At 64.0% G+C, this 23096-nt stretch carries 27 protein-coding genes, 1 tRNA gene and 1 pseudogene; 10 read left to right on the top strand and 19 right to left on the bottom strand.

Annotation, left to right across the window (positions count from 1 at the left end):
* Positions 1-77: 77 nt before the first annotated feature.
* The 6 genes from VOM14_RS14005 to VOM14_RS13980 form a co-directional block, all read right to left on the bottom strand.
* The gene (locus tag VOM14_RS14005; RefSeq protein ID WP_327629310.1) at positions 78-1109 is read right to left on the bottom strand and encodes an asparaginase; all 1032 of its coding nucleotides are present in this window, start codon (positions 1107-1109) and stop codon (positions 78-80) included.
* Positions 1110-1203: 94 nt separating this feature from the next.
* Complete coding sequence (locus VOM14_RS14000) at positions 1204-2130, bottom strand: CysB family HTH-type transcriptional regulator (RefSeq protein WP_327629309.1); 927 nt, start codon at positions 2128-2130, stop codon at positions 1204-1206.
* Between the two features lie 51 nt (positions 2131-2181).
* Positions 2182-3240, bottom strand: a complete 1059-nt coding sequence (locus tag VOM14_RS13995; protein WP_327629308.1) for a sulfate/molybdate ABC transporter ATP-binding protein — start codon at positions 3238-3240, stop codon at positions 2182-2184.
* Positions 3240-4346, bottom strand: coding sequence for a sulfate ABC transporter permease subunit CysW (gene cysW / locus VOM14_RS13990; protein ID WP_327629307.1), 1107 nt, complete (start codon positions 4344-4346; stop codon positions 3240-3242). Before cysW ends, VOM14_RS13995 begins: the two co-directional genes overlap by 1 nt.
* Entirely contained in the window at positions 4343-5257 is a 915-nt protein-coding gene (gene cysT / locus VOM14_RS13985; protein ID WP_327629306.1) for a sulfate ABC transporter permease subunit CysT, read from the bottom strand. Before cysT ends, cysW begins: the two co-directional genes overlap by 4 nt.
* A 163-nt stretch (positions 5258-5420) precedes the next feature.
* Positions 5421-6470, bottom strand: a complete 1050-nt coding sequence (locus VOM14_RS13980; RefSeq protein ID WP_327629305.1) for a sulfate ABC transporter substrate-binding protein — start codon at positions 6468-6470, stop codon at positions 5421-5423.
* 313 nt (positions 6471-6783) lie between these two features.
* Between VOM14_RS13980 and lexA the strand changes: the two genes are divergently transcribed.
* The 3 genes from lexA to VOM14_RS13965 all read left to right on the top strand — a co-directional run bounded on the left by lexA (position 6784) and on the right by VOM14_RS13965 (position 8684).
* A complete protein-coding gene (gene lexA / locus VOM14_RS13975; protein ID WP_327629304.1) occupies positions 6784-7434 on the top strand; it encodes a transcriptional repressor LexA in 651 nt (216 codons plus the stop codon).
* Between the two features lie 141 nt (positions 7435-7575).
* On the top strand, positions 7576-7920 hold the full coding sequence (locus VOM14_RS13970) for a hypothetical protein (protein ID WP_327629303.1): 345 nt from the start codon (positions 7576-7578) through the stop codon (positions 7918-7920).
* A gap of 77 nt (positions 7921-7997) precedes the next feature.
* Entirely contained in the window at positions 7998-8684 is a 687-nt protein-coding gene (locus tag VOM14_RS13965) for a DUF2939 domain-containing protein (protein ID WP_327629302.1), read from the top strand.
* A gap of 21 nt (positions 8685-8705) precedes the next feature.
* On the opposite strand, the gene VOM14_RS13960 is transcribed toward VOM14_RS13965, so the two are convergent.
* Complete coding sequence (locus tag VOM14_RS13960) at positions 8706-9170, bottom strand: universal stress protein (RefSeq protein WP_327629301.1); 465 nt, start codon at positions 9168-9170, stop codon at positions 8706-8708.
* A gap of 276 nt (positions 9171-9446) precedes the next feature.
* On the opposite strand from VOM14_RS13960, the gene nodI reads away from it, so the two are divergent.
* Positions 9447-10361 (top strand): nodulation factor ABC transporter ATP-binding protein NodI, encoded by a 915-nt coding sequence (gene nodI / locus VOM14_RS13955; RefSeq protein ID WP_327629300.1) that lies wholly within the window; start codon positions 9447-9449, stop codon positions 10359-10361.
* Between the two features lie 80 nt (positions 10362-10441).
* Complete coding sequence (locus VOM14_RS13950) at positions 10442-11269, top strand: ABC transporter permease (protein WP_327629299.1); 828 nt, start codon at positions 10442-10444, stop codon at positions 11267-11269.
* 100 nt (positions 11270-11369) lie between these two features.
* Here the strand turns inward: VOM14_RS13950 and VOM14_RS13945 are convergent, their stop codons facing one another.
* Together VOM14_RS13945 and VOM14_RS13940 are read right to left on the bottom strand one after the other, a co-directional pair.
* Positions 11370-11792 (bottom strand): hypothetical protein, encoded by a 423-nt coding sequence (locus VOM14_RS13945; RefSeq protein WP_327629298.1) that lies wholly within the window; start codon positions 11790-11792, stop codon positions 11370-11372.
* A 240-nt stretch (positions 11793-12032) separates the two neighbouring features.
* Positions 12033-13085, bottom strand: coding sequence for an NADP(H)-dependent aldo-keto reductase (locus tag VOM14_RS13940; protein WP_327629297.1), 1053 nt, complete (start codon positions 13083-13085; stop codon positions 12033-12035).
* A 143-nt stretch (positions 13086-13228) separates the two neighbouring features.
* Between VOM14_RS13940 and VOM14_RS13935 the strand changes: the two genes are divergently transcribed.
* Both VOM14_RS13935 and VOM14_RS13930 read left to right on the top strand, forming a co-directional pair.
* Positions 13229-13450: a DUF3820 family protein gene (locus tag VOM14_RS13935; protein WP_327629296.1), complete on the top strand. Its 222-nt coding sequence runs from the start codon at positions 13229-13231 to the stop codon at positions 13448-13450.
* Between the two features lie 75 nt (positions 13451-13525).
* Positions 13526-13867: a hypothetical protein gene (locus VOM14_RS13930; protein ID WP_327629295.1), complete on the top strand. Its 342-nt coding sequence runs from the start codon at positions 13526-13528 to the stop codon at positions 13865-13867.
* Positions 13868-13946: 79 nt separating this feature from the next.
* Here VOM14_RS13930 and VOM14_RS13925 read toward each other — a convergent pair.
* Positions 13947-14022: transfer RNA gene (locus VOM14_RS13925), tRNA-His, on the bottom strand.
* A gap of 109 nt (positions 14023-14131) precedes the next feature.
* Entirely contained in the window at positions 14132-15133 is a 1002-nt protein-coding gene (dusA, locus tag VOM14_RS13920; protein WP_327629294.1) for a tRNA dihydrouridine(20/20a) synthase DusA, read from the bottom strand.
* 436 nt (positions 15134-15569) lie between these two features.
* On the opposite strand from dusA, the gene VOM14_RS13915 reads away from it, so the two are divergent.
* Positions 15570-15836, top strand: coding sequence for a hypothetical protein (locus VOM14_RS13915; RefSeq protein WP_327629293.1), 267 nt, complete (start codon positions 15570-15572; stop codon positions 15834-15836).
* 85 nt (positions 15837-15921) lie between these two features.
* Here VOM14_RS13915 and VOM14_RS13910 read toward each other — a convergent pair.
* From VOM14_RS13910 to VOM14_RS13900, 3 genes and pseudogenes are all read right to left on the bottom strand, one after another.
* Positions 15922-16336, bottom strand: a pseudogene (locus VOM14_RS13910) (glyoxalase superfamily protein).
* Positions 16337-16373: 37 nt separating this feature from the next.
* On the bottom strand, positions 16374-16616 hold the full coding sequence (locus VOM14_RS13905) for a DUF6566 family protein (protein WP_327629292.1): 243 nt from the start codon (positions 16614-16616) through the stop codon (positions 16374-16376).
* A gap of 162 nt (positions 16617-16778) precedes the next feature.
* Entirely contained in the window at positions 16779-16976 is a 198-nt protein-coding gene (locus VOM14_RS13900; RefSeq protein WP_327629291.1) for a hypothetical protein, read from the bottom strand.
* 241 nt (positions 16977-17217) lie between these two features.
* Between VOM14_RS13900 and VOM14_RS13895 the strand changes: the two genes are divergently transcribed.
* Positions 17218-17511: a hypothetical protein gene (locus tag VOM14_RS13895; protein WP_327629290.1), complete on the top strand. Its 294-nt coding sequence runs from the start codon at positions 17218-17220 to the stop codon at positions 17509-17511.
* 35 nt (positions 17512-17546) lie between these two features.
* Here VOM14_RS13895 and VOM14_RS13890 read toward each other — a convergent pair whose 3' ends face one another.
* The 4 genes from VOM14_RS13890 to ssuD form a co-directional block, all read right to left on the bottom strand.
* Positions 17547-17762, bottom strand: a complete 216-nt coding sequence (locus VOM14_RS13890; RefSeq protein WP_327629289.1) for a TOBE domain-containing protein — start codon at positions 17760-17762, stop codon at positions 17547-17549.
* Between the two features lie 47 nt (positions 17763-17809).
* Positions 17810-18802 (bottom strand): ATP-binding cassette domain-containing protein, encoded by a 993-nt coding sequence (locus tag VOM14_RS13885; protein ID WP_327629288.1) that lies wholly within the window; start codon positions 18800-18802, stop codon positions 17810-17812.
* A complete protein-coding gene (ssuC, locus tag VOM14_RS13880; RefSeq protein WP_327629287.1) occupies positions 18799-19695 on the bottom strand; it encodes an aliphatic sulfonate ABC transporter permease SsuC in 897 nt (298 codons plus the stop codon). The genes VOM14_RS13885 and ssuC overlap by 4 nt, the downstream gene beginning before the upstream one ends.
* A gap of 64 nt (positions 19696-19759) precedes the next feature.
* Positions 19760-20920, bottom strand: a complete 1161-nt coding sequence (ssuD, locus tag VOM14_RS13875; protein ID WP_327629286.1) for an FMNH2-dependent alkanesulfonate monooxygenase — start codon at positions 20918-20920, stop codon at positions 19760-19762.
* A gap of 392 nt (positions 20921-21312) precedes the next feature.
* On the opposite strand from ssuD, the gene VOM14_RS13870 reads away from it, so the two are divergent.
* Positions 21313-21738, top strand: a complete 426-nt coding sequence (locus VOM14_RS13870) for a hypothetical protein (protein WP_327629285.1) — start codon at positions 21313-21315, stop codon at positions 21736-21738.
* A gap of 197 nt (positions 21739-21935) precedes the next feature.
* On the opposite strand, the gene VOM14_RS13865 is transcribed toward VOM14_RS13870, so the two are convergent.
* Positions 21936-23066: an enoyl-CoA hydratase/isomerase family protein gene (locus VOM14_RS13865; protein ID WP_327629284.1), complete on the bottom strand. Its 1131-nt coding sequence runs from the start codon at positions 23064-23066 to the stop codon at positions 21936-21938.
* Between the last annotated feature and the right edge of the window lie 30 nt (positions 23067-23096).

Below are 23096 nucleotides of genomic sequence, written 5' to 3'. Positions count from 1 at the left end.
AAACGCGGCGCTCGAGCAACCTGCTCCTGCGCCGCGTTTTCATTCAACGTGTTGAATGCGTTTAACGTTCAGTTGCGTCAATACGTATCGAAAGTTTTTTGCAGCGCAACCGGACCTGCGACGCCCGCGGCCAGCGCGAGCATCAACAGCACGCGTGCTTTGTACGGATTCAGCGAGCCCGCGCTGACAAAGCCGAGCGCATCGTCGGCGGCCGCGCCGTTGCGCATCACATGCCCCGAACCTACGCGCGACGAGCGCACCACCGCCACGCCCTGCGCAGCGGCGTCGGCAAGCGGCTGCACGAGCGACGCGTGAATCGAACCATTGCCCGTGCCGGCCACAACGATACCGCGCACGCCGGCGCTCACGAGTGCATCGACGGCAAGGCGCGACACGCCCGCGTAGCTCAACACGACTTCCACCTGCGGCCAGTCGGCGCCGATTACAAACTCGGTCGCGAACGTGTGCGGACGCACCACGCCGCGCTGCAACTCGACGCGCCCGTCCTGCACCCAGCCCAGCGCGCCGATCTCCGGCGAGACAAACGCATCGACGGCATACGTGCTCGTCTTGACCACGTCGCGCGCGCTGTGAATCTTGTTGTTGAACGCGACCAGCACGCCCTGCCCGCGCGCGCCCGGATTCGCCGCCACCGTCACGGCGTTCAGCAGATTGAGCGGACCGTCGGCGGACAACGCGGACGCGGGCCGCATCGCGGCGGTCAACACCACCGGCTTGTCGGACTTGATCGTCAGATGCAGCAAATAAGCGGTTTCTTCGAGCGTGTCGGTGCCGTGCGTGACCACCACGCCGTCGATGTCGTCGGCGGCCACCAGCGCGTTGATGCGTTGCGCGAGCGTGGTCCACAGCGGCATCGCCATGTCCTTGCTGTCGACGCTCGCAATCTGCTCCGGCGCGATGCGCGCCACCGCGGACAAGGCCGGCACGGCGGCCAGCAATTGATCGACGCCCACCACGCCGGCCTGGTAGCCGGCCGTGTTGGTGGCGTCAGCGGCAGCGCCAGCAATCGTGCCGCCGGTGGCGAGCACGGCGATGCGCGGCAGCGGCGCCGCCGCCGTCGTGGAAGAAGAGGAAGTCGGTGTATTCATGGCGGCGATTGTAAGCGATGATGCGCCGCCGCCGCGCCCGCTCAAACCCTGAGCGACACCCCGCTCCGGCGCAAGCCGGTCATCAAACCAATCTTCAGGCCGCCTCGCGCAACTGCGCGGCGATTTGCGCTTCGGTCAGTTGCGGCGCGAACATCTCGATCAGCCGGTACGCATATGCGCGCAGGAACGCGCCCTTGCGCAAGCCGACGCGCGTCGTGCTCGCTTCGAACAGATGCTGCGTATCGAGCGCGACGAGTTCGCTGTCGCGCTTCGGATCGTAGGCCATGGCCGCGACCACGCCGATGCCCATCCCGAGTTCGACGTAGGTCTTGATCACGTCGGCGTCGATCGCCGTCAACACCACGTCGGGCAGCGCGCCCGCTTTCGCGAACGCCTGGTCGATATGCGAGCGGCCGGTGAAATCCTGGTCATACGTGACGATCGGAAATTCGGCGATCTCGTCGAGCGTCAGATTCGGCCGGCCCACCAGCGGATGATCCTTCGGCACGACCACGACGTGATGCCACGAATAGCACGGAAACGTGACGATATCCGGGAACCGGTCGAGCGCCTCGGTGGAAATGCCGATATCCGCCTCGCCGTTGATGATCATCTGCGCGATCTGCTGCGGACTGCCCTGCCGCAGCGCGAGATGCACCTTCGGGAAAACCTCGGTGAACTGGCGCACCACCTTCGGCAGCGCGTAACGCGCCTGCGTGTGCGTGGTCGCGACAACCAGATGGCCGCTGTCCTGATCCGCGTATTGACGCGCGACGCGACGCAGATTCTCGGCATCGAGCAACATGCGCTCGATCAGCTGATGCACTGCCTTGCCCGGCTCGGTGAGGCCCGTGAGCCGCTTGCCGCGCCGAATGAAAATGTCGACGCCGAGTTCGTCCTCCAGATCCTTGATCTGTTTGGACACGCCCGACTGCGACGTGTACAGCACGTTCGCCACTTCGGTCAGATTCATGTTCTGACGCACGGCCTCGCGCACAAAGCGCAATTGCTGGAAATTCATCTTGAAGTGTCCGGTAAAGCGAAAGTTGAGTGATTGCAGTTCAGTCGCCGCTCACGGCGCGGGAAAAACGCGCAACGCGCGCGGCACGGCAGTCACGCCGTCGCCGACCGCCAGTTGCAGATCGCGCCATGCGTCGCGATCGAGTTCGGCTTCGAGCAGGTTGCCTTCGCGGCTTGCAAGCTCGACCCGCACCGAGCCGCCCAGTGTCACGACGCGCCGCACGTCCACCAGAATGCCCTTGCGATGTCCCGCCGACTTCGGATGCAACTGCAGGTCGTGCGGGCGCACATAGGCGAAGGCCGGGCCGCTGAAATCGCTGCTGATCGCGACCGGCAACGCCGCGCCGTCCACCACGAAACCGCTCGCGTCGACCTTCCCGTGCAGACGGTTCGCCGCGCCGAGAAACTCATAGACGAACGAAGTTTGCGGATGGTCGTACACGTCCTGCGGACTGCCGACCTGCTCCACGTGCCCGCGATTCAACACGACGATGCGGTCCGCCACTTCGAGCGCCTCTTCCTGATCGTGCGTGACGAAAATCGTCGAGATGTGCAGATCGTCGTGCAGACGCCGCAGCCAGCCGCGCAGTTCCTTGCGCACTTTCGCATCGAGCGCGCCGAACGGTTCGTCGAGCAGGAGCACTTTGGGCTCGACGGCGAGCGCGCGGGCCAGCGCGATACGCTGCCGCTGGCCGCCCGAGAGTTCCGACGGATAGCGTTGCGCGAGCCAGTCGAGTTGCACGAGCTTGAGCAGTTCATGCACCTTCGCGCGAATCACCGCCTCCGAGGGCCGCTCCTTGCGCGGCTTCACGCGCAGCCCGAACGCCACGTTCTCGAACACCGTCATGTGACGGAACAGCGCGTAATGCTGGAACACGAAGCCCACTTCGCGCTCGCGCGCGCCGACCGTCGCGACGTCCTGGCCTTGCAGCACGACCTGGCCGCCATCGGCAAATTCGAGGCCCGCGATCACGCGCAGCAGCGTGGTCTTGCCGCAACCCGACGGCCCGAGCAGCGCAACCAGTTCACCCGGCGGAAAGTCGAGCGAGACGTTATCGAGCGCGACGAAATCGCCAAAGCGCTTGTGCAGGTGACGGACGGTGATACCCATTACAGCTCTCCTTGCTTGAGCGGGTGTGGCTGCGGAGCGCGCGTGCCGGGCGACCGCGCGCCCGGCGTCGATGAAGACGGCAATGAAGACGGCAAAGCGCACGCCAATGCCAATGAAAGAGCCGAGGACAACGCGGCGGAGCCGGCCTGCGCGGGCACCGTGCCCGCGTCCGGGCGTTGCGCCGACCGTTGCGCCAACAGATGGCGCTCGGCCAGCAGTTTCAGCGCGAGCGTCACAAGCGCGAGCAAGGCCAGCACCGACGCCACGGCGAACGCCGCCGAGAAGTTGTATTCGTTGTAGAGAATTTCGACGTGCAGCGGCATCGTGTCGGTCTGTCCGCGAATATGGCCCGACACCACCGACACCGCGCCGAACTCGCCCATCGCGCGCGCATTGCACAAGATCACGCCGTACAGCAGACCCCATTTCACATTGGGCAGCGTGACGCGGCGGAAAATCTGCCAGCCCGACGCGCCGAGCACATGCGCGGCTTCTTCCTCGTCGTTGCCTTGTGCCTGCATCAGCGGAATCAGCTCGCGCGCGACGAACGGGAACGTGACGAAGATCGTTGCGAGCACGATGCCCGGCACAGCGAAAATGATCTGCACGTCATGGGCTTGCAGCCACGGACCGAACCATCCCTGCGCGCCGAACATCAGCACGTAGATGAGACCGGAGATCACCGGCGACACCGAGAACGGCAGATCGATCAGCGTGGTCAAGAGTGCCTTGCCGCGAAACTCGAACTTCGCGATGCACCATGACGCCGCAAGGCCGAAGACGAGATTCAGCGGCACCGCGATCGCGGCGGTGATCGCGGTCAGCTTGATGGCCGCGAGTGCGTCCGGATCGGCGAGCGATTCCAGATAGAACCCGAGGCCCTTGCTCAACGCCTGATAAAACACCGCGACGAGCGGCACGACCAGAAACAGCGCGAGAAACAGCAGCGCGACGCCGGTCAGCAGCCAGCGCACCGTCGGCGGTTCGCTCACCGGATCAGGCCGCCGCGTCACGCCCCGCGGCGCGTGCGTGGACGGGTCACGCGCGGGGTGTGGCGCGGCGTGCGCTTGCGCGCTATCGGCGTTATCGGTTGCTTGACGGTTCATTGAACACCTCCGCGGACGTTCGCGACGTTCGCGACGTTCGCGACGCTAGCCGCAGCCGGTGCGGCTCTCGCGCCATCGCGGCTCGTGCGGCGCTGCAAATACCACTGCAGCGTGTTGATGAGAAGCAGCATCAGGAACGACACGACGAGCATCACGACAGCGAGCGCGGTCGCGCCCGCGTAATCGTATTGTTCGAGCTTCGTGATGATGAGAAGCGACGTGATCTCCGACTTCATCGGCACATTGCCCGCGATGAAAATCACCGAGCCGTATTCGCCGAGCGCCCGCGCGAACGCGAGCGCGAAGCCCGTCAGAAGAGCCGGCAGGACCGCCGGCAAGACCACGCGGCGAAACGTGAGCCAGCGCGATGCGCCGAGGCACGCGGCGGCTTCTTCCTGTTCGCGCTCGAACTCTTCGAGCACCGGCTGCACCGTGCGCACGACGAACGGCAACCCGATGAACGTCAGCGCGACCAGCACGCCCACCGGCGTGAACGCGATCTTCAGACCGAGCGGTTCGAGGAACTGCCCGATCCAGCCGTTGCCCGCATACACGGCGGCGAGCGAAATGCCGGCCACCGAAGTTGGCAGCGCAAACGGCAGATCGACCACGGCGTCGACGATGCGCTTGAACGGAAACGTGTAGCGCACCAGCACCCACGCGACCAGAAAGCCGAACAGCGCGTTGATCGATGCGCCGCCGAGCGCGGCAAAGAACGTCAGCCGATAGGATGCGAGCACGCGCGGCGAGCTGACCGCGCGCACGAACTGACTCCAGTCGAGCGTCGCGGTCTTCAGAAAGGTCGCGGCGAGCGGAATCAGCACCACGAGGCTCAGATAAGCCACCGTGATCCCGAGAGTCAGGCCAAAACCGGGCAATGCGCTCGGCTTTCGGAAGATGAACGTCGTCATGCTGGTTGCTCTTTCAGGTTGATGCTTGTGTTGCTGGCGGCGTCGCGGGCGGTTAGAAGCGCGCCGGCGGCGCGCTCCGGAGTGACGCGCCGTGGCGCGCAGTCATGCGATGCCATCTCAATGCCGTGCCATGCCGCGCCCGCTGTGCGGGCAGCCGGCCGTGTTACTGCGGCTGGTAGATCGAATCGAACACGCCGCCGTCCGCGAAATGAGTTTTCTGCGCGTGGGTCCAGCCGCCGAAGGAGTCGTCGACGGTGTAGAGCTTCAGCTTCGGAAACTTCGCGGTCAGATCGGCCGGCACCTTGTTCGAACGCGGACGGTAGAAGTTCTTCGCCGCGATGGCCTGACCTTCCTCGCTATACAGAAAGTTCAGATACGCTTCGGCCAGCTTGCGCGTGCCGTGCCTGTCGACGACCTTGTCCACCACCGCGACCGGCGGCTCGGCAAGAATGCTCACCGAAGGAACCACGATTTCGAACTTGTCCGGACCGAATTCGTTGATCGACAGGAACGCTTCGTTTTCCCACGCGATCAGCACATCGCCGATGCCGCGCTGCACGAAGCTGGTGGTCGCGCCGCGCGCGCCCGAGTCCAGCACGCCGGCATTCTTGTAGAGCCTCGCGACGAAATCTCTCGCTTTCTGATCGTTGCCGCCCGGCTGATGCGCGGCATACGCCCAGGCGGCGAGGTAATTCCAGCGCGCGCCGCCCGAGGTCTTCGGATTCGGCGTCACGATCGACACGCCCGGCTTGGTCAGATCGTCCCAGTCCTTGATGTGCTTCGGGTTGCCCTTGCGCACCAGAAACACGATAGTCGACGTGTACGGCGCCGCGTTGTCCGGCAGGCGCTTCTGCCAGTTTTTGTCGATCAGGCCTTTGTTCGCGAGCGCGTCGATGTCGTAGGCCAGCGCGAGCGTCACGACGTCGGCCTGCAGGCCGTCGAGCACCGAGCGCGCCTGGGCGCCGGAGCCCCCGTGCGACTGCCTGAACGTGATGGTTTCGCCCGTTTTCGCTTTCCATTCCTTGCCGAAGGCCTGATTCACGTCCTGGTAGAGTTCGCGCGTCGGATCGTACGAAACGTTGAGCAGCGTCGAGTCCGCCGCCTGCGCCTGGCTGATCGCGCCGAGCGCGGCTGCCGCGCCGAAGACGAGCGCCACGATGAATTTTCGGGTCTGGCCTGCGCGCGCCGTATGCGCCGCATGTCGATGGTTCATGCCTGGTTCTCCGCGTATTGGTCCGCTAAAACAGCGAGTGGTGTTGTTCTGCGTCGGATTCACGTGCACATGAGCGGCGACTGAAGGCCAGTCTATCGAAGGGCTTTCATCATTAAAAATAATGTTTCTTCATTTTTTAATACGCAAAAGTGGTAATGACAGCCAGATAAGGCGTTGCGGCCCAAAAAGGGATGTTGCGACGTCGATTTGCGGCGTTGCGGCGTAGCCGATCGCGTCGAAGTTAAAGTAAAGCTTGAATTGCGCCGGATACTGTATAAAAATACAGTCACCTGTTCATACATACAGTGGCGCCATGACCAAACTCACCGCACGACAGCAGCAGGTTTTCGATCTGATCCGCCGGGCCATCGAGCGCACCGGCTTTCCGCCCACCCGTGCGGAGATCGCCGCCGAACTGGGTTTCAGCTCGGCCAACTCGGCTGAAGAGCATCTGCGGGCGCTCGCCCGCAAGGGCGTGATCGAACTTGCGGCGGGCGCTTCGCGCGGCATTCGGCTGCTGCCGGGCCCGGACGACGTGCCGCATCAGTTCACGCTACCGCACGCCAGCATCATGCAACTGTCGCTGCCGCTCGTCGGCCGGGTGGCGGCAGGCAGCCCGATCCTCGCGCAGGAACATATCGCGCAGCACTATGCGTGCGATCCGGCGCTCTTCTCCAGCAAGCCCGATTACCTGCTGAAGGTCCGCGGCCTGTCCATGCGCGACGCGGGCATTTTCGACGGCGACCTGCTCGCCGTGCAAAAGCGAAGCGAGGCCAAAGATGGCCAGATCATCATCGCGCGGCTCGGCGACGACGTCACGGTCAAGCGCCTGAAGCGCCGGCCCAACGGCATTGAGCTGATCGCGGAGAACCCCGACTACGAGAACATCTTTGTCGAGACCGGTAGTGCGGACTTCGCGCTGGAGGGCATCGCTGTCGGATTAATTCGCCCGGGCGAATTCTGATTACGCCCGTTGCGCCCGGCTCGCTCGCCCACGCGCTCCTTGCGCAGCGCTCATTGCTCAGAGCCCCTTGCTCATTACTTATTACCGGGGCTCGTAGCCTGAGCTGAAGCTGCCTAAACATTGAATCGCCCGGAGAGACTTATGGAACGCCTTGCCCGTCTGTTGCCTTTTCGCCAGTTCGGCCGTCTGCGCCATTTGCGCAAGCTCGTGTCTTGCTCACTGACCGAAGCATCCACGGCCAGCACTGCGTCGCTGTTCGACTCGCCCGGGAGCGACTCGGGGCTGCCTTCGTCGTTGCCGGCCTTCGCACGCGTGTCGCTGAATTCGGGACTCAATACCGCCGAGCCGGCACGTCGCGCACCGGTGCGGGTCTATCACGGCCCGTCGCGCCTGATCATGGTCGGCACCATGGATGCCGTGTGCCGCATGATCGATCGCTGCATCGCCGAGGAAACCAATATTCACGGCGCCGTGTTCGAATCGTGATGTGTTCGAGGCGCGCGGGATCGTTTCGGCATGACCGCGGTCCACGTTAGATCACATCTAATGGAGAGTTCCGCCCGATGGCCGTTTCAACCCGCACCAAGCGCGGCGCCCGTCCGCTTATCGTCACCCTGATCGTTATCGTGATGATTGCCGCGTTGGGCTTTGCTTATGCATCGCCGTATATCGCGCTCAACAATCTGAAGCGCGCCGCCGACGCGCGCGACGCGCAAACCGTGAATCAATATGTCGATTTCCCCGCGTTGCGCGAGAGCCTCAAGCAGCAGGTTACGGATTTGCTGACGCGCCGGCTGGGAACGCACGCAAACGGCAATCCGTTGGCGGCGATCGGCGCGATGATCGGCGTCGCGTTGATTGGTCCACTGGTCGACGCGTATGCGACTCCCGACGGTGTCGCCGCGTTGCTGAACGGCATGCCGCCGCGCGGCGAGCCGGGAGAGCGGCCACCCGCGCCGGCCGCCGCTGATAATCCGTCAGCCGCTGCGAACGAATCCGCTTCCGCGGCGCCGGGTGCGGATAACCACGCGGATAACAGCTCGGGTAGCAACTTGGGTAGCAACTCGAATAACAACGCCACCCGCAGCGCCACGCCGCCGCAGCCGCCGCAAACCACAGCCGGATATCGCGGGCTCAACGAGTTCGCCGTGACCTATCAGCATGGCGTCGGCGACACGCGCTACTCCGCGATCTTCCTGCGCGAAGGTCTCTTCACGTGGAAGCTGGCCGCGGTCAACCTCAACGAGTAAGCCGAGGCGCGGCCTGATCGCTCAAGCCGCTTCTTGCTGTTGCTCCTGCGCGGACGAACACGCCACCAGAATGCTGCACGACACGCGGTCGAGCAGCGGCGTATTGCCCGCGCCCATCCACCATCGCGACAAGCCGGTGCGGCAACGGTGGCCGACCACCACGAGGTCGACGTGCAACTCATTAGCCAGATTGGCGATTTCGTCGATCGGATGGCCAAACGCAAAGTGGCCTTGCGCCTTCACGCCCCGCTCGGTCAGCCAGTCGACGCCTTCCTGCAGAATGTCCCGCGCGGTCTTCTCGAAGCTGCCGCACGCGACGTCGGTCAGCAGACCCGCGCTTTGCGCAATGCTGGAGCGCATGTCCACCACCGAGAGCAAATGGGTTTCCGCCTGGAGGTCCAGCGCGAGATCGGCGCCGCAACGCAGCGCTTTGCGGCCTTCACGCGAGCCGTCGTAGCACAGCAGGATTTTCTGGTAGCTCGCCATCGTTTTCTCCATTTCCGCAAAAGCGCGGTCTGAATCCATCATGGTGCGCCGCAATTCAGCTTGCAAGGGATGGAAAACGCTAAGTGCACAACCTGTTTGCCCCAGCCTTGTGCATAGGACGCTTGCGCCTGGCGAGCCGGGTTTGCGGCGCTCATGCGGCGGTGCAAGAACCGGCCGGCAGACGCGCGGCGCGGCCCGACAGTTCGCAGCCGATAGCCTAGAATGAGCAGCCTTCCCGGCCATTCGTGCGCTTTGAGAGGAGCTTCGATTCAATCCATGCCGCAGCCCGCCATCGAATTCCATCAGGTTGAAAAAAGTTACGGCGAGAAGAAGGTGATCGACGGACTGTCGTTTCATGTCGACGCCGGCGAGTGCTTCGGCCTGCTCGGACCCAACGGTGCGGGCAAGACCACGACATTGCGCATGCTGCTGGGCATCGCCGCACCGGACGCCGGCGCGATCCATCTGTGCGGCGAGCCGATTCCCGGGCGGGCACGCATTGCGCGTGCCCGCGTCGGCGTGGTGCCGCAGTTCGACAACCTCGATCCCGATTTCACGGTGCGCGAGAACCTGCTCGTGTTCGGCCGCTACTTCGGCCTGAGCGCCGCGCAATGCCGCGCGATGGTGCCCTCGCTGCTCGAATTCGCGCGACTCGAAAGCAAGGCGGACGCGCGCGTGAGCGAACTCTCTGGCGGCATGAAGCGGCGCCTCACGCTCGCGCGGGCGCTCGTCAACGATCCGGACGTGCTGATCATGGACGAGCCCACCACCGGCCTCGACCCGCAGGCGCGTCATCTGATCTGGGAGCGGCTGCGCTCGCTGCTCGCGCGCGGCAAGACGATTCTGCTGACCACGCATTTCATGGAAGAAGCCGAGCGGCTGTGCGACCGGCTGTGCGTGATCGAAGAAGGACGCAAAATCGCGGAAGGCGCGCCGCGCGAGCTGATCGAGTCGGAGATCGGCTGTGACGTGATCGAGATTTTCGGCCCCGACCCGCTCGCCTTACGCGACGAACTCGCGCCGCTCGCGCTGCGAACCGAGATCAGTGGTGAGACACTCTTCTGTTATGTGAACGACGCCCAGCCGGTGCATGCGCGCTTGAAGCAACGCGCGGATCTGCGCTATCTGCATCGCCCGGCGAATCTCGAAGATGTGTTCCTGCGGCTGACGGGCCGCGAGATGCAAGACTGAAGACGCAGGACTCACTTCGACTTCGAGCCCATCGTACGAAACACACACGAAATACGCACGAAATACGCACGAGAAACGCCATGGATGCACGCACCTACCGAAGCCGCGACGTTTCGCCCTCGCTGCAAGCGCCTCGCGCCGCCTTGCCCGCCAACGCGGTCAACTGGATCGCGGTGTGGCGCCGCAACTACCTCGTGTGGAAGAAGCTCGCGCTCGCCTCGATGTTCGGCAATCTCGCCGATCCGATGATCTATCTGTTCGGTCTCGGCTTCGGCCTCGGACTGATGGTGGGCCGTGTGGACGGCGTCTCGTATATCGCCTTTCTCGCCGCGGGCACGGTCGCCTCCAGCGTGATGATGTCCGCGAGCTTCGAGTCGATGTATTCCGGCTTCTCGCGCATGCACGTGCAGCGCACGTGGGAAGCGATCATGCACACGCCGCTCACACTCGGCGACATCGTGCTCGGCGAAGTGATCTGGGCGGCCAGCAAGGCGGTGTTGTCGGGCGCGGCGATCATGCTGGTGGCCGGCGCGCTCGGCTATGGGAATTTTCCTTCGATGCTGCTCGCGTTGCCTGTCATCGTGTTGACCGGACTTGCGTTCGCGAGCGCAGCGATGATCGTGACGGCGCTCGCTCCGTCGTACGACTTTTTCATGTTCTATCAGACGCTGGTTCTGACGCCGATGCTCCTGCTGTCCGGCGTGTTTTTCCCGATATCCCAATTGCCGGCGGCCGCGCGCACAGCGGCTCAAGTACTGCCGTTGGCGCACGCGGTGGATCTGATCCGGGCGGCCATGCTCGCCCGCCCGCTCGACGATGCGCTGTGGCATGTCGCGGTGCTCGCGGCTTATGCGGTGGGTGGGTTTCTCGTATCGGCGGTGCTGTTCCGGCGCAGGATGATGAAGTAGCGGCGGGCCGAATGGTGCTGCATGGTGTGACGGGCAGATTGAATTTGACGACGGGCGCCGGCGTTTTACGCGTCGGCGCCCGCTAAAGAGCGACGGAGAATCAGTCCTCGTCGTCGGTCCACGGAATGTCGACGTCGGAGATGAATGCGACGGTCGCAAACGGACCGCCTTCCTGACGCCCGATCTTGCCGTCCGCGCGCTGCCATTCGACGCGGAACACGGTGCTCGGATCGTCGGCGATCAGACGCACGGTGCGGACTTCGTCGGGATCGGCGTCTTCGACGGGGCCATCCAGCGAAATCTGCAGTTCTTGCGGCCACAGGCCGTCAGCCGGATCGTAAATCTTGTCGCCGTCCGGAATCAGCGTGAACGCCTCCACGCCGATGGTTGCGGAGGCATCCACGATCATCTTGGCAAGCGCTCGCAGCAACGCGGTGGCCCGCGCCGAATTCGCCTGACGGATTGCCAGATCCCCGCGCGTCAGCGCCTGCTCAAGTTTTGGGTTTGTTTTTTGTTGCGCCATTCGATGTCCTGAGTCCTATCGCTGGGTTGTGAACAGCAGAGCGCATGCCGCGCCGCCGCTGCCGGTTTTCGGGCTGCATCCTACCATTCGCATACGCTGCGCTGCGCCGTGCGGCACAGCGCGAGCGCCAAAGCCCGGCCTGCTCACCACAGTTTAGGTCGTGATTCGCCGACAGCCAGGGACATTTGCCTTGCGTTGCGTGTCCCAACCGTCTGAACAGCCTCGATTTCCACTGCTGATTCAAGGCGCCGGATTGGGCTGCAACTGATGCAGCGCGTCGATTTCATCGAGCACTTCCTGCGAGAGCTTTACGTCGACGCTCGCAATGTTCTCCTTCAACTGATCGAGCGACGTCGCCCCGATCAGATTGCTCGTGACGAACGGCCGGCTATTGACGAAGGCGAGCGCGAACTGCGCGGGCGACATGTCATGGCGCTTCGCGAGTTCCACATAACGCGTGGTCGCCTCGACCGCCTGCGGCTTGCTGTAGCGCTGGAAGCGCTCGAAGAGCGAAATGCGCGCGCCCGCCGGACGCGCGCCACCTTCGTATTTGCCCGACAGCCAGCCGAAGGCCAGCGGCGAGTATGCGAGCAAGCCGATGTTGTCGCGATGCGCGTATTCCGACAGCCCGGCTTCGTAGGTGCGGTTCAACAGACTGTAGGGGTTCTGAATACTGACGATGCGCGGCAAGCCGAGCTTTTCCGACGCGCGCAAGAATTGCGCGACACCCCACGGCGTTTCGTTCGACACACCCACGTGGCGCACCTTGCCCGCCTTCACGAACTCGGCGAGCACGGTTAGGGTTTCCTCGATCGGCACCGTGTATTCGTCGTCGACCCACGGGTAGGCCGCGCGGCCGAACGTCATTGTGCTGCGATCCGGCCAGTGCAGCTGGTACAGATCGACATAGTCCGTTTGCAGACGCTTGAGGCTGTCGTTCAGCGCCTCGGTGAGATTCTTGCGGTCGAACTGATTGGTCTCGCCGCGAATATGACGCGGGTTGTGCGGCTGACGCGCGGGCCCGGCGATTTTCGTGGCGAGCACGATCTTCTCGCGCGCGCTGCGATGCTGCGCGAGCCACGTGCCGATGAAGCGCTCGGTCGAACCTTGCGTTTCGGCGCGCGGGGGCACCGGATACATTTCGGCCGTATCGATCAGGTTCACGCCACGATCGAGCGCGTAGTCGATCTGCGCGTGCGCATCCTGCTCGCTGTTCTGCTCGCCCCACGTCATGGTGCCGAGCCCGATCAGGCTGACCTGCACATCCGAATCGCCGAGTCTGCGGTATTCCATCGAACTTTGTCCTGTTGTTTGTATGAAGGTGAGCCGGTCACGTTACCATGCCCGCGCGATGCCTGCAGCGCGGCTAGAATGCCGTTCTGCCGGCCGTCGGCCACGTCGCCGCGACCCACATTTTTCTGCGTCGATCCATCACGATGAATCCAGAACACCTCGAACTGCTGGTCACGCGCGTGATGCCTTATGGCAAGTACAAAGGCCGCCTGATCGCCGACCTGCCTGGGCATTACCTCAACTGGTTCGCGAGCCAGGGCTTTCCGCCGGGCGAGATCGGGCGGCTCATCGCGTTGATGCACGAGATCGATCACAACGGGTTGTCGTCGTTAATCGAGCCTTTACGCCAGCGCGCGAGGCCGTAACGCAAGGACACAAATCCGGGTGAACTCCTTTGCACGCGATCTTTCTCATTCTTTATGCAGGGATGGGAGACGATCGTGAGCAGACTCTTTGCGTCGATGGCATTACTGGCCTTGGTGGCGGGCGTCAGCGGATGCGCGGTCGCGCCCGGCTATGACTACGGCTACGCACAACCCTACTATCAGCCCTATTACCCCGACTACGGCTACGCATACGGACCGCCGTATGCACCTGTCTACGGCACGATTGGCATCTGGGGCGGATCGTGCTGCTATTACCACGGCGGCGGCCACTGGCATGGCGGAGGCGGTTGGCATGGAGGCCACGGCGGCGGCCACGGCGGCGGTGGATGGCACGGCGGCGGATATGGGGGAAGCCACGGCGGTAGTTCGTGGAGCGGCGGCGGGCGCAGCCATTGAGAGCTAAACCAGAAGCCAAAACAAAAACGGCGTTGTGATTTCTCACAACGCCGTTTGCAAAACTGACTGCTGAATTCTTTGGGGTGGCTGATGGGGCTCGAACCCACGACAACAGGAATCACAATCCTGGACTCTACCAACTGAGCTACAGCCACCACTAAAATCTGCTTTGACTTGCCGGGATTTCCCTGAAACTGCCGGAAAACCTAGCTCGCCAACGAAGAAACGAGATTATACGAAGAGGAATCGCGTTTGCCTAGTCCTTTATTCAAAAATCTCGACGGGCTCACGCAGATGTTGTCGCGCCTCGCCAAAGATGGCGAGGTCGCGCGCGGCAAGACGCTTGCTGTCGGACAACACGCGCCGCCAGCCGCGCGCGCCCGCTTCGCCGCGATACAGACCCAGCGCATGCCGCGTGATCGCGCCGAGATAGGTGCCGCGCGCCATTTCAGCCGCGCAATACTCGATCAGCTTCGCTTCCACCTGCTCGCGCGTGAGCGGCGCTTCTGTCGAGCCGTAGAAGCGTGCATCGACGTCGGCCAGCAGATACGGGTTGTGATACGCCTCTCGCCCGAGCATGACGCCGTCGACGTGCTGAAGATGCGTTTCCACTTCGTCAAGCGTCTTGATCCCGCCGTTGATGATGATTTCCAGATGCGGGAAATCGCGCTTCAAGCGGTACGCGTAGTCGTACTTGAGCGGCGGAATCTCGCGGTTCTCTTTCGGGCTCAGACCTTTGAGGATCGCGTTGCGCGCATGCACGACAAAAACGGTGCAGCCGGCGTCGGCGATCGTGCCGACGAAATCGCGCACGAAGCTGTAGTCTTCGACCGCGTCCACGCCGATGCGGTGCTTCACCGTCACCGGCACCGAGACCACGTCGCGCATCGCCTTGACGCAGTCGGCGACCAATTGCGGCTCGTTCATCAGACACGCGCCGAACGCGCCGCGCTGCACGCGCTCCGACGGGCAGCCGCAATTCAGATTGATTTCGTCGTAGCCCCATTGCTCGCCGAGTTTCGCGGCACGCGCAAGATCGTCGGGCTCGCTGCCGCCGAGTTGCAGCGCGACTGGCGCCTCTTCAGGCGTAAACGCCAGATGACGCGGCACATCGCCATGCAGCAGCGCTCCGGTCGTCACCATTTCCGTGTAAAGCCACGTATGGCGCGAAATCATGCGATGAAGCGAGCGGCAGTGACGATCGGTCCAGTCCATCATGGGCGCGACGGAAATACGGCGCGGACTGGGAGTGTGAGGTGAAGACATGAGGCGGCCAACGGCTTGAATCGAAACCGCAATTTTACCGCAACGCGGTAAATTGCCGGGCCGTATCGAATGGTCCCCCACCGCGGTTCAGAACGCGTGTTGCCACTCAGGACAGCGGGGCATCGTCGGCGACGCTCGGGCACGGCCAAGCAAGCCTTTTGCGTCCAAACGACCCGCCCCTTGCCCTTCAAAGCCCTTCTCACACGTGGGTCTTTTCCCGCCGAAAACCCTTGCCAAGCGGGGCCAGACCACCGCTCACGCCCGCCCCGCCTAGTGCTTGCCGATTATTTCAGCAGTGAAAACAGTAATTTCAAATTATCGGCACAAAGTTTCGATAGTAGGGGTATACACTGCCTTCCATCGACGTAGCAGATGCAGTTCACCCGCTCCTGCGACGCCACCCTGAACGAAATCGAAATATCACTGGAGGTACATCATGAAGACCAAATTTATCGCCGCTTTGCTCGTTGCCGTGTCCGCCTCGATCGCTGCGCCTGCTTTTGCAAGCGGCTATGGCCCGGCACCGTTCTATCGTCCGGCAGTCGGCGCACCGGCTTCGCAGCAAGGCCAGAGCGCGCAGACCGTGGCGGCCGAACGCGCCAACGCCGACTCGAACGCATACGGCGGCGTGACCAACGTGTCGTCGCAATCGGGTACGCGTGAGCCGGTTTCGGGCCCGCAGTCGGTTTTCTTCGGCCACTAAGCATTCGCCGTCGAGCGTGCCGCTTTGCTGCGGCACGTGAACTGGGCGCCGCGCATCGGATGTCGATGCCGGCGCCCAGTTGCGTTTACCGGCAGAATCGCGCCCGATGCGCTCGCCCTCTTACGCCGGCTGCCTTTCTTCCGGCGCTTTGCAGAAAGCGGAGCCGGTTGCCGAATGGATCGGCGACGTCCAGCACTTTTCCCCACGGCCGTGCCTCGGCGCCCGGCTTCGCGTACTTGCAGTCTTTCGCAGGCAACTCGCGATGCACTACGACGACGCCCTGCATCCGCACGAAAATCGTCGCGCCGGGCGCGGCATCGCCGTGATGCTCGCTCAGATGCAAGACAAGATCGGAGCGCCGCACTTGCGCATACAGCGGGAAAGTTATCGCCGAAACGGTGTTCCCAATCCACGGTAAAGCCGAGAAAACCCACGTAAAACTCGTGGGTTTTTTCTTCGCAGAAGATACGGATGATGAGTACGGCAGGCGCGAAATGGATAGCGGCCGCCACAGAGCAATGGCATGCGCCGGCTGGCTCAAGTGGCGGGACCCGCGTCGATCAGATCGCGCGCGGCGCGAAAACCGGCCTCGGCGGCGGCATGCTCGGTGGACCAGAGGGTATCGATATGCACGAGCCGCCAATCGACCACCACCGCCTCGTCCCGCAGCACGCGAAAATGCGCCTTGACGCCGGTGAGCACCTGTTCGACCGCGACCTCGATGTCGTAGTCCTGATAGCGCTCCTGATAATCCCCCATGTCGAGGCCCTTCGGCTTCATGTTCGATCTCCTCGCTGGATAGATGCGTCTCGCCATGATCGGCTCGACGTGCACGCGCAATACCCGCGCGACACCGCCAGCGCCGACAGAGATCCACGCTGCTTCGTCTCGCGCGCGTCCAACCCGCGCACCGGCGCACCTCAGCCGCACCTCAGCCGCACCTCAGCAACAATCGCCGGACAAATACTGTCTGCCGTTGCAGGTGATTTCGATCTCGTCGCCGCTTGCTTCGGCGACGAGCCCGCACGCCAGCAATTCGGCGGTCACGGACTGAGGGAATGTCGGCGGCGCCTGACCGACGCCCACTTCGTTCAGGCGCCGCAACGCTTCGACCGCTTCGGGACTCAATGACTTCGACATGGCCGTCTCCGTCGAGATGACTGAATTTATCCTAGCAAGTTTAGCGGGCAGTTGCAGGTAGGGTCGCGCCTAACGAGCCGATCGAGCCTCATGCGCTAACGGGCATAACGCTTGTAACGCGTGTAACGAACCACGGCAAACCCGCAGAACCATGCGGCACGTGAATTTTCCTTGCACCGCCGGGTCTACCCGGCAAGCCTGACACGGCCGAACCGGCAGCATGGACGCAAAGGAGAAGGACATGAAACGAAGCACTCTTGCAGCGCTGACAGCAGGCGCCGCGCTCGCGGCGGCAGGCGCGAGCGGCACCGCGTGGGCGCAAACCGGCGCCGCAGCGCCGTCGCATAAAGCGGCGCCGCGCGCGAAACACGCGGCGCAAACCGATGCCGCCGCGTCGATGGTGAAACCGCCCGAGGCGGGCTCGGGCTCGACCGGATCGGACAATCCGGACAACATGCCGATCAAGCGTCCGCGCAAGCCGCCCAACGACAGGATGATGCACGCGCCGCCCGCGAGCAGCGCGAACGCAAAATAGCGTGGGCCGTCCACGGGTTAAAGACGCTACAGCCCCTACAGCCGCGCGATCGAAACCTCAGTCGACTTGACCAGCGCGACGACCTCCGAGCCGATCTGGAGGTCGAGTTCGTCGATGGAACGCGTCGTGATCACCGAAGTGACGACGCCGAACGGCGTATCGACATCGACTTCGGACACAACCGGGCCCCGGATAATTTCCTTGACCTTGCCTTTGAACTGATTGCGTACGTTGATGGCGGAAATGCTCATGGCGAATGGCTCCAGAAAAGCGATTGAAAACAGTCAGTCAAGGAATGTCAGACCGCCCAGCGGACATCCGTGGGCTGGGTGAAGCGGCCTTCGCCGCGGGCGCGATACATGCGTTCGGAGAACGCGGCGTCGTTCGGCGCATGCTTCAGCACGCGCTGCAACACATGTTCTTCGAGCGCCGCAAATCCCGCCGACGCCCGCGCGCGCGGACGTTCGAGCAGCACCGGCTGATCGAGCGCGATGCGCCCTTCCTCGATCAGCAGAATCCGGTCGCCGAGCGCCACCGCCTCGTGCACGTCATGCGTGACGAGCAGCGCGGTGAACCGATGCTCGCGCCACAAGCGCGCGATCAGCGCGTGCATTTCGATGCGCGTCAACGCGTCGAGCGCGCCGAGCGGCTCGTCGAGCAGCAGCAATTGCGGCCGATGCACAAGCGCCCGCGCGAGCGCCACGCGCTGACGCTGACCGCCCGAGAGTTGCGCGGGCCAGTCGTTGGCGCGTTCTAGCAAGCCGACTTCGGCAAGCACCGCGCGCGCATCGTCACGCGCGCTGCGCGGCAAGCCGAGCATCACGTTTTGCAGCACGTTCTTCCACGGCAACAGACGCGCGTCCTGGAACATGATGCGCGTGTCGGGCGGCCGGCCGTCTTCGGCGCGCTTTTCGAGCACGCCCGCGCTGGCCTTCTCCAGGCCCGCGACGAGCCGCAGCAACGTCGATTTGCCGCAGCCGCTGCGTCCCACAATCGCGACGAAGCCGCCGCGCTCGATCGACAGATCGAAGCCCGTCAGCACCTTGCGTTCGCCATATTGTTTGCCGATACCGCGTAGTTCGACGGCATAGTCGGCGGCGTCGGCGGCGGCACGCCCGGCATCGCGTGAAGCCGCCCCTTCGCGCGCGAGCGCCGCGCCCCGCGCATCGCCATGCCCGGATTCGGCGGCCACGTTCGCGCGATGATCCGCGATGCGCAGTTGCGCCAGTTCCGCTTCCAGATCGCTGCCCGCGATCCCCCCGAACGACGCCAGGAATGTCGTTGCGCTCATGCTTTATCTCCTCGTTGATAGGCCGGATGCCAACGCAGCGACGCGCGCTCAAGGCTTTTCGCGAGCACGTCGGCGATCTTGCCGAGCGCCGCGTACAGCAGAATGCCGACCACGACGACATCGGTTTGCAGGAATTCCCGCGCGTTCATCGTCATGTAGCCGATGCCCGATTGCGCGGAAATCGTCTCCGCGACGATCAGCGTCACCCACATCAAGCCGAACGCGAAGCGCACGCCGACGAGAATCGACGGCAACGCGCCCGGCAGAATCACGTGGCGGTACAGTTGAAACCCCTTCACGCCGTAACTGCGCGCCATTTCGATCAGAGTCGAATCCACCGCGCGAATGCCGTGATACGTGTTCACGTAGATCGGGAAAAACACGCCGAGCGCGACCAGAAATACCTTCGCTTGCTCCTCGATGCCGAACCACAGAATCACGAGCGGGATCATCGCGAGCGCCGGAATGTTGCGGATCATCTGCAACGTCGAATCGAGCGCGATTTCGATCGGCCTGAAGAAACCCGTCGCGAGCCCGAGCACAAGGCCGATGCCGCCGCCAAACGCGAAACCGGAGACCGCGCGCCACGTGCTGACCTTCACGTCCGCCCACATTTCGCCGGACTGGATCAGCGACCATGCGGCCTTCACCACCGCGAGCGGTTCGGGCAGCACGCGCGTCGAGAGCACGCCGCTGCGCGCGGCGAATTCCCACGCGAGCAGAATCAGAAACGGCGCGGCCCACGGCGCGAGCGCCGCGCCGGCGCGGCGCAACCATGCGGACCGCGCGGACCACGCTGAAGCGGACAGAAGAACGGAACCGGACACGGAGCCGGCAGCGGCGCTTGCACGCGCGTCTTCATCGCGCTCCGCACGGACAGTGGATTGAGCCATGACAACTTTCCTCATTGCATACCGAAGATGACGTGACGAAATGGCGTGGCGGCGCGAAGCGCGCTCAACTCGCGCTCGCCGCTTTCGGCAAATAGCTGTTGCCGACGATTTCGCCGAATGGTCCCGACAGCGGTCCATTCGAGGTCTTGCCGCGGCGGTTCGGCAGCAGCGGAAACACGAGTTCTGCGAAGCGATACGACTCTTCCAGATGCGGATAGCCAGACAGAATGAACGTCTCGATGCCAAGCCCGGCGTATTCCTTCATGCGCGCCGCGACCTGCCCGGGATTGCCGACGAGCGCCGTGCCCGCGCCGCCTCGCACGAGACCCACGCCGGCCCACACATTCGGATAGATTTCCAGTTCGGCGCGGCCGCCGCGCTTGCCGCCGTGCAGCGCGGCCATGCGTCGCTGGCCTTCGGAATCCATCTTCGAAAACGACGCCTGGGCACGCGCAATGGTCGCGTCGTCGAGCTTGCTGATCAGCGTGTCGGCAGCGGCCCACGCTTCCTCTTCCGTCTCGCGCACGATCACATGCATGCGAATCCCGAAGCGGATCGTGCGACCATGCGCCGCGGCGCGCGCGCGAATGTCGGCGATCTTCCTCGCCACGGCCTCGGGCGGCTCGCCCCATGTGAGATATGTGTCGATGTGCTCGCCCGCCATGTCGTGCGCGGCCGTCGACGAACCGCCGAACCACAGCGGCGGATGCGGTTTTTGCACAGGCGGATACAAGGCCTTGCCGCCCTTCGATTGCAAATGCTTGCCGACGTGGTCGATCGCGCCGTTGGTATGCGCGGCCGTGAGCAGCTTGCGCCAGATGCGCAGGAAATCGTCGGTGATTTCATAGCGCGTGTCGTGATCGACGAACACGCCGTCGCCTTCCAGCTCGGCCGCGTCGCCGCCCGTCACGACATTGATCAGCAGACGCCCGCCGGACAGGCGGTCGAAAGTCGCGGCCATGCGCGCGGCGAGCCCCGGCGACGAAATGCCCGGACGGATCGCGACCAGGAACTTCAGGCGCTTCGTCGCGGCGATCAGGCTCGATGCGACTACCCACGCGTCCTCGCAGGAACGGCCGGTCGGCAGCAGCACGCCGTCGTAGCCGAGCGTATCGGCGGCGACGGCGATCTGCTGGAAGTAGTCGTAATCGGCGGCGCGCGCGCCTTGCGACGTACCGAGATAACGGCTGTCGCCATGAGTGGGAATAAACCAGAACACATTCATTTGCTGCTCCCCGCAAATTCAACTGGATTGGATCGGGACCGTGCAAGCCGCGCGGGCGCATGCACGCTCCGGGCGCGCGCATCCGGCCGGCTCATCATGCGTGAGCCGGCGATGCATCGCGAAAGGACGGAAGGTGGCGGTATCGACGCCAGGCGCGACGGCGGCAGGCGTCGTCTGCATGGAGAAGCAGTCTATGGATCGGGCTGTGGCTTTTGAACGATTTATTTGAGCTTAGGTTTTGCTCTTCCGTGATTAGCCTCGCGCTCAAGCCTATGAGCGCGACGCTTCAGGCATGCGGAAAAGCCGCTATCGCTGGATATAATGGCGCACGTTTCCAATAATCCGGCGCGAGGCCAGGCGACACATACGCCTGTTCCCTGGCGGTGCAATGCATGCAAAAATTCATCCTGCCGTTTGTCGCCGGTTTTCTGGCCTCCCTGTTCTTCCATGAATCGACGCTGGCGCTGCTGCACGCTGCCGGTGTCATCGATCAAAGCGGTTTTTCCACTGCGCCGTTTCTGCCGCTCGGGCTGCCCGAGTTCATTGCGAACGCAATCTGGAGCGCATTCTGGGCCGTGTTGATGGCGTGGCTGTTGCGCGTGTCGCCCGAACGGCGCGCGCCGTGGATGCCGGCCTTCGTGTTCGGCGGCATCGCGTTGACAGCGGCGGCGGTGTTCGTGGTCGATCCGCTGCGCGGCATCTGGCCGAGCGGCAACATGCTGCCGCGCCTCGCCATGGGTTTCGCGGCGAACGCCATGTGGGGCTGGGGCGCGCTTGTCTTCATGCGCGCCTTCATGGCCGCCGAAGACGGGGAATAAGCGCGCTTATCGGCTGGGATTTGCAGCGGCTGTGGCGGCGGCCGTAGCAGCGGGTGTGGAGCGCCCCTTAGGAGCGCCCCTAGGAGCGACCGTAGTGGCGTCCTTAGCAGCCGGCTGTAGCAGCGTCTTTAGGAGCCACCGTTAGCAGCGGCTGTAGCGGCGCCCTCAGCCGCGACTTTGCCTGCGGATCGAACCGCCTAGCCGCGCAGGTCGCGTAGCGGATGTTCGTTGTCCGGCCACGGGCTGTCGAACATCTTCGCGACCTCGGCGGCGTCCACGTCTTCAATGCGCGCAAAGCGCCAGCGCGGCGCATTGTCCTTGTCGATGATGCGCGCCCGAATGCCCTCCACCGCGTCGCCTTGCAGAAAGCTCGAGCGCGTGAGATCGAGATCGCCGCGCAACACGTCGGCCATCGCGCCTTCCGCGCGCGTCACCACTTCGAGCGAAACGGCCATGGAAAGCGGCGAGCGCTCGCGCAACACCGCAATGGCCCGCTCCGCCCAGTCGGCGTCGTCGCGCTCGCACTTCTCTTCGAGCGACGCGAGAATGCCCGGCACGTCGGGCGCCGCGAAATGCCGGTCGATCAATGCGCGCGAGCGCGCGAGCGACGAGTCGTCCGGTTCAGGCGCGACCTGATACGGGCGGCATTCGCGCTCGACGCACGCCACCACATCCGCGCCCCGCTCGAACGGCTCCGAGCGCAAGGTGTCGACGAGCGCCGGCAGCGCGGCGTCGTCCAGATAGACGTCGGCGAGGCCCGCGTAAAGCGCGTCCGCCGCGCCGATGGTTTCGCCCGTCACCGCCAGATAGCGGCCGATCGCGCCGGGCGTGCGGGCGAGAAACCAGCTCGCGCCGACATCGGGAAAGAGACCGATGCGCGTTTCGGGCATCGCCATTTTCGTGGACTGCGTGACGACGCGCAGGCCGCCGGTCCGATGCGCGCCCTGCGAAATACCCATGCCGCCGCCCATCACCACGCCGTTCGTCAGCGCGATGTACGGCTTCGGATAAGTGAAGATCGCGTGATTGAGCCGGTATTCCTCGATGAAAAACGTGTCGCGCGCTTCGTGCTCGCCGCGCCTCGCCGACTCGTACAGAAAGCGGATGTCGCCGCCCGCGCAGAACGCCCGCGGATGCTGGCTGCGCACCACGACCGCCAGCACGTCCGGGTTGTCGCGCCAGTCGTCGAGCGCGCGGTGCATGGCGCGGATCATGCGGGTGGACAGCGCGTTGAGCGCCTGCGGCCTGTCGAGTTCGATGAAACCGATGCGGTTGGCTACGTAAGTCGCAACTTCGTTGCTAGCGGCGGGCGAGACGTAAAGAGACATGGCAAACGACGCACGGCGGCGCGGAGTCAG

It is taken from the genome of Paraburkholderia sp. MPAMCS5 (assembly GCF_036016995.1).
In the GTDB taxonomy this organism is placed as follows: Bacteria; Pseudomonadota; Gammaproteobacteria; order Burkholderiales; family Burkholderiaceae; genus Paraburkholderia.
This window is presented reverse-complemented; position numbering and strand designations above follow the sequence as displayed.

What these genes read in the sequence shown, in the direction of transcription:
- VOM14_RS14005 (WP_327629310.1), bottom strand. Translation starts at nt 1,109, where the DNA reads ATGAATACACCGACTTCCTCTTCTTCCACGACGGCGGCGGCGCCGCTG.
- VOM14_RS14000 (WP_327629309.1), bottom strand. Translation starts at nt 2,130, where the DNA reads ATGAATTTCCAGCAATTGCGCTTTGTGCGCGAGGCCGTGCGTCAGAAC.
- VOM14_RS13995 (WP_327629308.1), bottom strand. Translation starts at nt 3,240, where the DNA reads ATGGGTATCACCGTCCGTCACCTGCACAAGCGCTTTGGCGATTTCGTC.
- cysW (WP_327629307.1), bottom strand. Translation starts at nt 4,346, where the DNA reads ATGAACCGTCAAGCAACCGATAACGCCGATAGCGCGCAAGCGCACGCC.
- cysT (WP_327629306.1), bottom strand. Translation starts at nt 5,257, where the DNA reads ATGACGACGTTCATCTTCCGAAAGCCGAGCGCATTGCCCGGTTTTGGC.
- VOM14_RS13980 (WP_327629305.1), bottom strand. Translation starts at nt 6,470, where the DNA reads ATGAACCATCGACATGCGGCGCATACGGCGCGCGCAGGCCAGACCCGA.
- lexA (WP_327629304.1), top strand. Translation starts at nt 6,784, where the DNA reads ATGACCAAACTCACCGCACGACAGCAGCAGGTTTTCGATCTGATCCGC.
- VOM14_RS13970 (WP_327629303.1), top strand. Translation starts at nt 7,576, where the DNA reads ATGGAACGCCTTGCCCGTCTGTTGCCTTTTCGCCAGTTCGGCCGTCTG.
- VOM14_RS13965 (WP_327629302.1), top strand. Translation starts at nt 7,998, where the DNA reads ATGGCCGTTTCAACCCGCACCAAGCGCGGCGCCCGTCCGCTTATCGTC.
- VOM14_RS13960 (WP_327629301.1), bottom strand. Translation starts at nt 9,170, where the DNA reads ATGGCGAGCTACCAGAAAATCCTGCTGTGCTACGACGGCTCGCGTGAA.
- nodI (WP_327629300.1), top strand. Translation starts at nt 9,447, where the DNA reads ATGCCGCAGCCCGCCATCGAATTCCATCAGGTTGAAAAAAGTTACGGC.
- VOM14_RS13950 (WP_327629299.1), top strand. Translation starts at nt 10,442, where the DNA reads ATGGATGCACGCACCTACCGAAGCCGCGACGTTTCGCCCTCGCTGCAA.
- VOM14_RS13945 (WP_327629298.1), bottom strand. Translation starts at nt 11,792, where the DNA reads ATGGCGCAACAAAAAACAAACCCAAAACTTGAGCAGGCGCTGACGCGC.
- VOM14_RS13940 (WP_327629297.1), bottom strand. Translation starts at nt 13,085, where the DNA reads ATGGAATACCGCAGACTCGGCGATTCGGATGTGCAGGTCAGCCTGATC.
- VOM14_RS13935 (WP_327629296.1), top strand. Translation starts at nt 13,229, where the DNA reads ATGAATCCAGAACACCTCGAACTGCTGGTCACGCGCGTGATGCCTTAT.
- dusA (WP_327629294.1), bottom strand. Translation starts at nt 15,133, where the DNA reads ATGTCTTCACCTCACACTCCCAGTCCGCGCCGTATTTCCGTCGCGCCC.
- VOM14_RS13915 (WP_327629293.1), top strand. Translation starts at nt 15,570, where the DNA reads ATGAAGACCAAATTTATCGCCGCTTTGCTCGTTGCCGTGTCCGCCTCG.
- VOM14_RS13905 (WP_327629292.1), bottom strand. Translation starts at nt 16,616, where the DNA reads ATGAAGCCGAAGGGCCTCGACATGGGGGATTATCAGGAGCGCTATCAG.
- VOM14_RS13900 (WP_327629291.1), bottom strand. Translation starts at nt 16,976, where the DNA reads ATGTCGAAGTCATTGAGTCCCGAAGCGGTCGAAGCGTTGCGGCGCCTG.
- VOM14_RS13895 (WP_327629290.1), top strand. Translation starts at nt 17,218, where the DNA reads ATGAAACGAAGCACTCTTGCAGCGCTGACAGCAGGCGCCGCGCTCGCG.
- VOM14_RS13890 (WP_327629289.1), bottom strand. Translation starts at nt 17,762, where the DNA reads ATGAGCATTTCCGCCATCAACGTACGCAATCAGTTCAAAGGCAAGGTC.
- VOM14_RS13885 (WP_327629288.1), bottom strand. Translation starts at nt 18,802, where the DNA reads ATGAGCGCAACGACATTCCTGGCGTCGTTCGGGGGGATCGCGGGCAGC.
- ssuC (WP_327629287.1), bottom strand. Translation starts at nt 19,695, where the DNA reads ATGGCTCAATCCACTGTCCGTGCGGAGCGCGATGAAGACGCGCGTGCA.
- ssuD (WP_327629286.1), bottom strand. Translation starts at nt 20,920, where the DNA reads ATGAATGTGTTCTGGTTTATTCCCACTCATGGCGACAGCCGTTATCTC.
- VOM14_RS13870 (WP_327629285.1), top strand. Translation starts at nt 21,313, where the DNA reads ATGCAAAAATTCATCCTGCCGTTTGTCGCCGGTTTTCTGGCCTCCCTG.
- VOM14_RS13865 (WP_327629284.1), bottom strand. Translation starts at nt 23,066, where the DNA reads ATGTCTCTTTACGTCTCGCCCGCCGCTAGCAACGAAGTTGCGACTTAC.